General features: G+C 39.3%; 11 protein-coding genes. 9 read left to right on the forward strand and 2 right to left on the reverse strand.

The genetic code is table 11. The features are described from left to right. Positions 1–337 precede the first annotated feature (337 nt). The 3 genes from Q0X72_RS12365 (at position 338) to Q0X72_RS12375 (ending at position 3811) form a co-directional block, all read left to right on the forward strand. Entirely contained in the window at positions 338–1123 is a 786-nt protein-coding gene (locus Q0X72_RS12365; protein ID WP_297765937.1) for a ceramidase domain-containing protein, read from the forward strand. 58 nt (positions 1124–1181) lie between these two features. After that, entirely contained in the window at positions 1182–1616 is a 435-nt protein-coding gene (locus Q0X72_RS12370; RefSeq protein WP_297765939.1) for a hypothetical protein, read from the forward strand. 290 nt (positions 1617–1906) lie between these two features. Further along, positions 1907–3811, forward strand: coding sequence for an adenylate/guanylate cyclase domain-containing protein (locus Q0X72_RS12375; RefSeq protein WP_297765942.1), 1905 nt, complete (start codon positions 1907–1909; stop codon positions 3809–3811). Between the two features lie 361 nt (positions 3812–4172). On the opposite strand, the gene Q0X72_RS12380 is transcribed toward Q0X72_RS12375, so the two are convergent. After that, a complete protein-coding gene (locus Q0X72_RS12380; RefSeq protein WP_297765945.1) occupies positions 4173–4487 on the reverse strand; it encodes a HigA family addiction module antitoxin in 315 nt (104 codons plus the stop codon). Positions 4488–4497: 10 nt separating this feature from the next. Further along, positions 4498–4779 carry a type II toxin-antitoxin system RelE/ParE family toxin gene (locus Q0X72_RS12385; protein WP_297765948.1) on the reverse strand — a complete coding sequence of 94 codons (282 nt, stop codon included), beginning with the start codon at positions 4777–4779 and terminating at the stop codon, positions 4498–4500. A gap of 504 nt (positions 4780–5283) precedes the next feature. Here Q0X72_RS12385 and Q0X72_RS12390 point away from each other — a divergent pair. From Q0X72_RS12390 to Q0X72_RS13980, 6 genes are all read left to right on the forward strand, one after another. Then, positions 5284–5526 (forward strand): type II toxin-antitoxin system Phd/YefM family antitoxin, encoded by a 243-nt coding sequence (locus Q0X72_RS12390; protein ID WP_297765951.1) that lies wholly within the window; start codon positions 5284–5286, stop codon positions 5524–5526. Further along, complete coding sequence (locus Q0X72_RS12395) at positions 5526–5786, forward strand: Txe/YoeB family addiction module toxin (RefSeq protein ID WP_297765954.1); 261 nt, start codon at positions 5526–5528, stop codon at positions 5784–5786. The genes Q0X72_RS12390 and Q0X72_RS12395 overlap by 1 nt, the downstream gene beginning before the upstream one ends. A 127-nt stretch (positions 5787–5913) precedes the next feature. Beyond that, positions 5914–6396, forward strand: coding sequence for a hypothetical protein (locus Q0X72_RS12400; protein ID WP_297765957.1), 483 nt, complete (start codon positions 5914–5916; stop codon positions 6394–6396). Between the two features lie 123 nt (positions 6397–6519). Next, entirely contained in the window at positions 6520–6990 is a 471-nt protein-coding gene (locus Q0X72_RS12405) for a zf-TFIIB domain-containing protein (RefSeq protein ID WP_297765959.1), read from the forward strand. Between the two features lie 171 nt (positions 6991–7161). Beyond that, on the forward strand, positions 7162–7680 hold the full coding sequence (locus Q0X72_RS12410; protein WP_297765961.1) for a hypothetical protein: 519 nt from the start codon (positions 7162–7164) through the stop codon (positions 7678–7680). A gap of 217 nt (positions 7681–7897) precedes the next feature. Beyond that, positions 7898–7968: type II toxin-antitoxin system VapB family antitoxin (locus tag Q0X72_RS13980; protein WP_367180459.1), on the forward strand; the 71-nt coding region annotated here is incomplete at its 3' end.

Raw genomic sequence — 7968 nt, forward strand, 5'->3', positions numbered from 1 at the left:
AAGCACTGGAAAGACTGCAAACATCACTGACCGATTTTGCCTTTACTATAATTTTAACTAGCTTACCGTTTGGATTTAATAAGATGAAAAAGAGGAATAAAAGAATTTTAGATACTTTGATTCACCACGGCATAGTAAAAAACTGAATTTATTTTGGAACTACATCATTAAAAGCGTCTAACAAACGGCTGAAGCTGACCCGTCTTCACTAAAGTTTCGCCGCGGCAAGCCGTGAAGAAACCTTGCGGCTACCCGAAAAGGCCGTGCAAACTCGTTACTTATCAGGCACGCAGCTTAGCCGAAACGTTAGGTTCAATTCCTGAAACCAATTGAAGTAATGAAATTAGAAAAAGATAAAATTGGTCTAGTTGCTATTTTGGTAGTATCAATCCTTGCGGTGGTAGTCGTGTTTTTTCAAGACTCCATAGCGCAAGATCTAAACTATCACCTCTTTCATGATGAGAGGACTTTTTTTGGGATTCCAAACTTCTGGAATGTAATCTCGAATCTCCCATTCCTATTCGTAGGCCTTTGGGGAGGCCAATGGGTTGTTAAAGCAACACAACATAACCTCTTGCGTGAGTTGAAGCTCGCTTACTTTTTTCTATTTTTAGGGATATCGTTAGTTGCAGTGGGTTCCGGTTACTATCATCTTTGGCCTAATAACGTGACGCTTGTTTGGGACCGCATGCCAATGACCATAGCCTTTATGTCACTATTTTCGGTTGTTATAGGAGAGTTTATATCTGTTCGATTTAGTCAATTATTGCTGTTTCCGTTGCTTATATTTGGGATCCTTTCTGTTATATATTGGCACATTACCGAAGGCCAAGGTGAGGGTGATTTAAGGCTTTATGTGTTAGTTCAATTCCTCCCAATGCTGATAATCCCTATGATATTGTTGCTATTCAAGCCGGTTTACACATTAACCCGTGGTTATTGGCTATTACTGTTCTCGTATCTGCTGGCAAAAGCATTGGAATATTTTGATCCAGCAATGTTTGATATTTTACCCTTGCTGAGTGGGCATAGTTTAAAACATGTGACCGCGGCATGTGGGGTGTTCTTTCTTATAAGAGCATATAAACATAGAGAGCCAACCTATCAAAAAATTCAACACTGACACAAAAAGCTACGCTTTTTGTGCAGGTTAGCTCAAACGTTAGGCCGAATACTCTTTTATGGTATCAACTTTGTATTATCGAATCTGGAATATTATTAAATTAGTCTATTTGTATATTTTGTACTGGGTAGTCGGTTTAGACGAAGAGGATTTTTTCATACCAAAAGCAAATTATTGTGCTGAGATTGGTTGGTTCAAGGCTGCTATAGAGTCCTACACAAAGGCTCTCCATGAAACGGATGATCCACGCATTCGAGCTGCGATAGGTTGGTGCTATGCAGAGCTTGGAGTGAATGAGAAGTCAGTGGAAAATTATCGCATTGCCTATGAAAAGAATAATAGCCCTGAAATAGCTATAGGTCTTGCTTTTGCAGAATACAGTGTTGGGAATTTAACAGAATTCAGAAATATTTACAAAAAATTGAAAAGTTCAGAACTGGAGGTGGCCTCTGAGTTTAAAGAACAATTAAAGGAATTGCATTGCATAAAATAGGTAAAAATGTTGCCAAAGAAGAGAGTATACAAAATTAAACCTATTAAGGCCTAACAACCGGCTGAAGCTGACCCGTCTACGCTCTGGCGATCTTTCGTCTTCGTCTAAACTACGCCGCAACACGTCGCCGCGGCAGGCCGTGAAATATCTCGCGGTTTCACGTAAAGGTCTGTGCAGGCGCGATAGTATTGTGGCCGGCAGGTTAGCTCCACGTTATGTGCGTGAAATGGACTCAAAGAAAATAGGCTAAAAATTTATCTCAATATATTATTTAGTCTAATGGTGATCAAATGACTACCGGACAGAGAGTTACAAGAAAGTTAAAAGCAATCCTCAGTGCTGATGTGAAGGGTTATTCCATCCTGATGGCAGATGATGAAGTTCACACTGTCAAAAAATTAAAAGAGTACCGGGATAGTATGTCTTATATCATTCAATCTCATTCCGGCAGGGTTGTTGATGCAGTCGGTGACAATCTATTGGCAGAGTTCTCAAGTGCTGTGGATGCTGTCCAGTGTTCAGTCGAAATTCAGAGAGACCTGAAACAAAAGAACAAAGAACTTACGGAAGACAGGCGTTTGGAGTTCAGAATTGGTATCAACATCGGAGATGTGATTCATGAGGAAGATCGCATATATGGGAGTGGTGTAAACGTTGCAGCTCGGGTTGAAGGACTGGCTGAGCCTGGTGGTGTGTGTATATCCCAAAATGTCTATGATCATTTAAAGAACAAACTTAAGCTGGGATATGAATACTTTGGAGAATATGCTGTAAAAAATATCAAAGATCCGGTCAGAGTTTATAAGGTGCTGATGGAGCCGGTAGATGCAGGAAAATTAATCGACAAAAACCCAAAACCTTTTGTAAAACCGTGGATCTTTCCAGCTATTGTTGTATTGGCAGTAGTTTTAACATTGATTGGATATCAATTATATCAAAAAATTACCCCACCTGAATTTGAACCTGCATCCAAAGAAAACATGGCTTTTCCACTACCTGAAAAACCTTCCATTGCAGTTCTCCCCTTCGACAACATGAGTAGTGATCCTAAACAAGATAATTTGGCTGACGGAGTGACTGAAAATATTATTTCAGGCCTTGCTTTAATTCCGGAAATGCTCGTCATTTCGCGATACTCAATGCTCACATACAAAGGAAAGCATGTAAAAGTCCAACAGGTAAGCGAAGAATTAGGAGTTCGCTATGTTCTGGAAGGTAGCATTCTAATGTCCAAAGATCGTGTCCGGATATCTGCTCAACTGATTGATGCTCTGACTGGACATCATATTTGGGCAAATCATTATGATCGCAATATGAAAGACCTGTTTAATTTACTTGATGAAATCACAAAAAAGATAACAGTGGAACTTCAAGTCAAGCTAACACATGGAGATATGGCCCGTTTGTGGCACAAAACTGATAACTTTGAAGCATGGGGTTTAGCAGTTAAAGCATGGAGTACTATCGAGCATTTTAGCCGGGAAAATGTTAATATGGCGCAACAGCTTGCGGAGCGTGCTGTGAAGTTAGACCCTATGTACGGCTTTGCATGGTCCTTATTGGCATATACTCACTTTCACAATGCTTTAAGAGGTTGGACTAATTCTCCAGCAGAATCCTATGAAAAAGCTGTTTCACTTAATCTAAAGGCGTTAGAATTGGATAATACACTATGGTGCGCGACTGCTATGTTGGGGAGTATTAATCTTTTTCAGGGTGATTTTGAAAAAGCGATTGAGTTAGGAAAAAAATCTATCACCCTTGGACCAAATATTGCTCTTAATTATCCTGTTTTTGCCCAGACATTACTCTATGCCGGTCGATTCAAAGAAGCAATTGCAATATGCAAAAAAGGGATAAGACTACACCCATATTACCCCGTGTGGTACTTAAGTTTTTTGGGGTTATCGTATCGTTTGACTGGACGTTTTGATGAAGCAATTAAAATTTTCAATATGCAATTGGAACGTGCAAAACAAGGAGAGACTTCTCCTTTAGAGGTCCACTTAAATATCGCTGACGTTTACAGTGAGCTTGGTGAATATCAAAAAGCAAAAACTCACATAAATGAGGCTCTTAAATTAGATACTGGTTATTCATTAAAATCCGTTCGAAAACGATATAATCATTTCAAAAATCCAGATCATTTAGAGCGCATTATTGATTCTTTGCGAAAAGCTGGATTACCTGAATGACCGTCACTATCAATATCCGAAAAGCCGTCCATTGCAGTTCTCCCATTCGACAACATGAGTGACGATCCACAGCAGGAGTATTTCCGTAATGCAATTACTGGAAGACATCATTACTGCTCTCTCCAAAACGTCGAAAATGTTAATTGTTTGATATGGGGTCCAAGCTAATATATTGAATTTATGAAATAGTTTAAGAAATCACCCTCAAAATAGGCTTGAATCAACCTTTTTGATTTTAAAAACAAACCTTTAAGAAAAACACATAACAAATCGTTGCAACAGACGCCAAAAGGCAGCGCTGTTGAACTCAACCGTTGGGCACATACGACGCGGACAAAAGAGGTTGTGAATAAACCGCAGATTATGCAGCATTAAGCGGTTGAATTTGAGAGAGTTCTTTGCGGAAACTCTGTTCGGATTCCCACAAATCATAAGAATGTTGTGCGTTCATCCAGAAATCGGGTGAATTACCGAAAAGACGAGACAGTCTCAATGCCATCAGGGGTGTTATGGCGCGTCTTTCTCTCAAAAGCTCATTGATCGTTTGACGCGATACCCCTAAAGCCGTCGCCATTGAAGTCGCGTTTAGATTAAAATCTGTCATAAAATCTTCCCTGAGCATTTCACCAGGATGCGTAGGGGGGATTTCCCTTTTTGTAGTGTTTGATATTGTCATTTTACAGTCCTTAATGGTAATCGGTTATTTCAACATCGTAGGCATCGCCATCGATGAAACGGAAACATATTCGCCATTGCTCGTTAATTGATATTGAATGTTGCCCTTTTCGATCCCCTTTCAGGGCGTGCAGTCGGTTACTTGGAGGCACCCTCAGATCGCTCAGGCTTGTTGCATAGTTTACATATTCCAGCCGCCGTATCGCCCTTTTTATTAACTCGGAAGGTAAACGTTTCGATTTGCCTCTAACGAAAAGCCTTTGCGTTTCTTTATTGGCAAAGGTTTTTATCATGACAACATTGTAATCTGTCACGTGACAGTTGTCAAGTATATTTTTTGCCCAACAAAACGCTGAACCTGACCGGAAAAATTATGCGGTTTTACGTAAGGGTCTGTGGTAGCTTCCAACTTATTAGGCCGGCAGGTTAGCTCAAACGTTATGAAAGATTAAGATTTAAAGGAATGGGTCTTTAACGTTATTGATGTTTTTTCGTGGGGATAATCCAAATAGCATGCAAAAACAGAAAAGCTATACACGAATAATCCTTGAAAAGATTGTTCTGCCGGTTCTGGCTTTTGGGTTTGTATGGTGGCTAATTCCAAAGTGGCCACCGATTCTCCTTGTAATTTTATTAGTATTCATAACTTTGATAATTATTTCAGCTACCGATTTCTGGAAAAAGAGTTCCTGACCTTTTTTCATAATATTAATGTTATGCCGCAGATTTCACACTTGACAAAGCGTACGTTATGACGTACCATTAAAATGTGTAAAATCAAAACATTTGAGGTCATCATGCCAACCTTAACAGCAACTGAAGCAAGATCAAAGCTTTATCGGCTCATTGACGAAGCAGCGTCTTGCCATGAGCCAATTATCATAACGGGTAAGCGCGGCAGTGCTGTGCTTATTTCAGAGGATGATTGGCGATCCATTCAGGAAACCCTCTATCTATTGAATATTCCCGGTATGCGGGAGTCAATCCGGGAAGGATTAGCCACCCCCATCGAAGAATGCTCTGAGAAGCTTGACTGGTAATGTGGCGAGTCGTCTTCACAAAACAGGCTCAAAAAGATGCCAAAAAGTTAACTGCTGCCGGATTGCGATCTAAAGCTGAAAAGTTACTGGATATCCTTCGTGAAAATCCTAATAAGACTCCTCCAACTTTTGAAAAGCTATTAGGCGACTTATCGGGAGCCTATTCCCGCCGTATAAATATACAACACCGATTAGTTTACCAAATTTTAGATAATGAAAAAGTGGTCAAAGTTATTCGTATGTGGACCCATTATGAATAGCCCGGCATAGCAAAGGGATGGACCTGACAGGAATTACTCCGGGGTTTTACGTAAAGGGCCGAGCTAGTTTGTCATTCTTTAGGCCTGCAGGTCAACCCAGACGTTATGCATTATGGAGAATTTTAACATGAAGAAGACATTAATACTCTTAGTGCTATTACTTTTAAGTAATCATGCAATTGCTGATTGCTCTGCTCCTGATTTAACACTTGAACACCATGATGGAAATTTATTTGGATTTAAAGTTACAAAATTGTGGGATGAATCTGAAGCGAATAAGATCAATCAAGATCATGATACTCTAATTAAATTTGGAGATTATTCTTTCTTAATATCAGCAAAAGACACAGACAAAAGACCTACCAGGTTAAATGTTGAAATATCAAATATTTCAAAGAAACTCTTGAATCATTTTATAACAAGCCCTCACTACCTAAATCCAGAAAAACAAGTTTTTACGGTTTCAGGCATTGAAGCATATGACTTATCAGGGAATTCAAAAGAAGATCTTATACTTTTTAATGTTAGTCCGGGCGCAAATGTATATTCAGGCGCAGTTGGCATTATTGATGGCACATGGAAAACATTGATAAAGCCTACATGCTATTAGCATTAATACATTCAAGCGTATGAGCATAAATGACAATGCATAACAATGGCATAAACACCGACGCCAGAAGGCGCGGGTTATGCCGGTCGTTAGGTGCAAACAAATAATTGGAGATGACATATTATGATCGGTTTAGGTTTTCTAGCAAGCAGAGCAATGATTGATGGTGCAATGAGAGACTTTTTCCGTAAGCAAATGTCTGGAAATTTAACTGATCAAGAAAAAGAAATATTAGATTCCTTAAAAAAACAATTACAGACAAGTGAAAAAAGCAGTTCCAAGAAATGCCCTGAATGCCAAGATAAATTTCATGTTTTGCTAATAAATAGTGTTGAGATTGATTGCTGTAAAAGATGTGAAAGCCTTTGGTTTGACCCTAAAGAATTACGAATGGTAATGAATACTCCCGATGATATCACAAATGAATTTTTGCATGCTGGAAAGTCAAAATACAAATGCCCGGTATGTAAGACTATAATGCGGAAACGAAGTTTCCTCTTTCCTGAGAGATTGGTCGTAGATATTTGTCCTGAAGAACATGGTGTGTATTTCGAAAAGGGTGAGTTAGAACAAATTTTTAAAATAAAGAAATAAGAAAATAGCACCTAACCAGCGGGATGGAGCTGACCCGCCGTCGCTAAAGCTAAGGCGCGGCAAGCCAGGAAGAAGCTCAGGCCTGAATCGAAGAAGCTTTTGGTTGTAGAAAGTTCTTTGGCCTGCAGCTCATCCCTGACGTTAGGTGTAATAATAAATAAGGATATATCTATGACTAAACAAAATATTCTTGAAATAGTGGTAAAAGCTTTTGGTCTCTATTGTCTGGTTCAAATTATTCGTTCTGCCCCAGGCGTATTAAGCGCCATTACTTTGGACCAATCGGAATTTGTTACTAATAAAGCCCTTTATGCCTCATTGATGGCCCTTTATCCCCTGCTACATCTAATCCTCGCATACATATTTTTGAAAAAATCTAATATTGTTTTGAAAATGTTTGGTTCTGGAAAATCCGATTCTTCAATTTCCACAGCAGAACTGAATGAAGAGCCGCCCATCTATGCAAAGTTGTCTTTTTGGATAACGATAATTGGCCTTTATTATTTTGTTTCATCTGCTTCTGTTGTGGTCTCTCGACTGGGGACATTTGCGATAAAACTAGGTGAAGGTATGCATTTAATGCATGATCCTTTATTGCCTCAAGCTTTTATTTTTATTTTATCCATCATTTTCATATTTCGAGGCGAGAATGTTGCAAATTACATAAAGAACAAATCTAAAAACACATAACTAACGGCTGAAGCTGACCCGTCTTCGCTCTGGCGAGCTTTCGTCTTCGTCTAAACTACGCCGCAACACGTCGCCGCGGCAGGCCGTGAAATATCTCGTGGCTACCCGAAAAGGCCGTGCAGAATTGCAGCGCATCAGGCACGCAGCTTAGCCGAAACGTTATGTTCAATTTAAAATCTTATTGACATATATGCATAATTGATGCATATTGATGCATATGAGAACAACATTAAACATAGATGACAAAATTTTGGAAAAAGCGTCACAGCTTACTGGCGTTAAGGAAAA

Origin of the sequence: uncultured Muriicola sp., from assembly GCF_947258935.1 — a bacterium.
In the GTDB taxonomy this organism is placed as follows: Bacteria; Bacteroidota; Bacteroidia; order Flavobacteriales; family Flavobacteriaceae; genus Muriicola.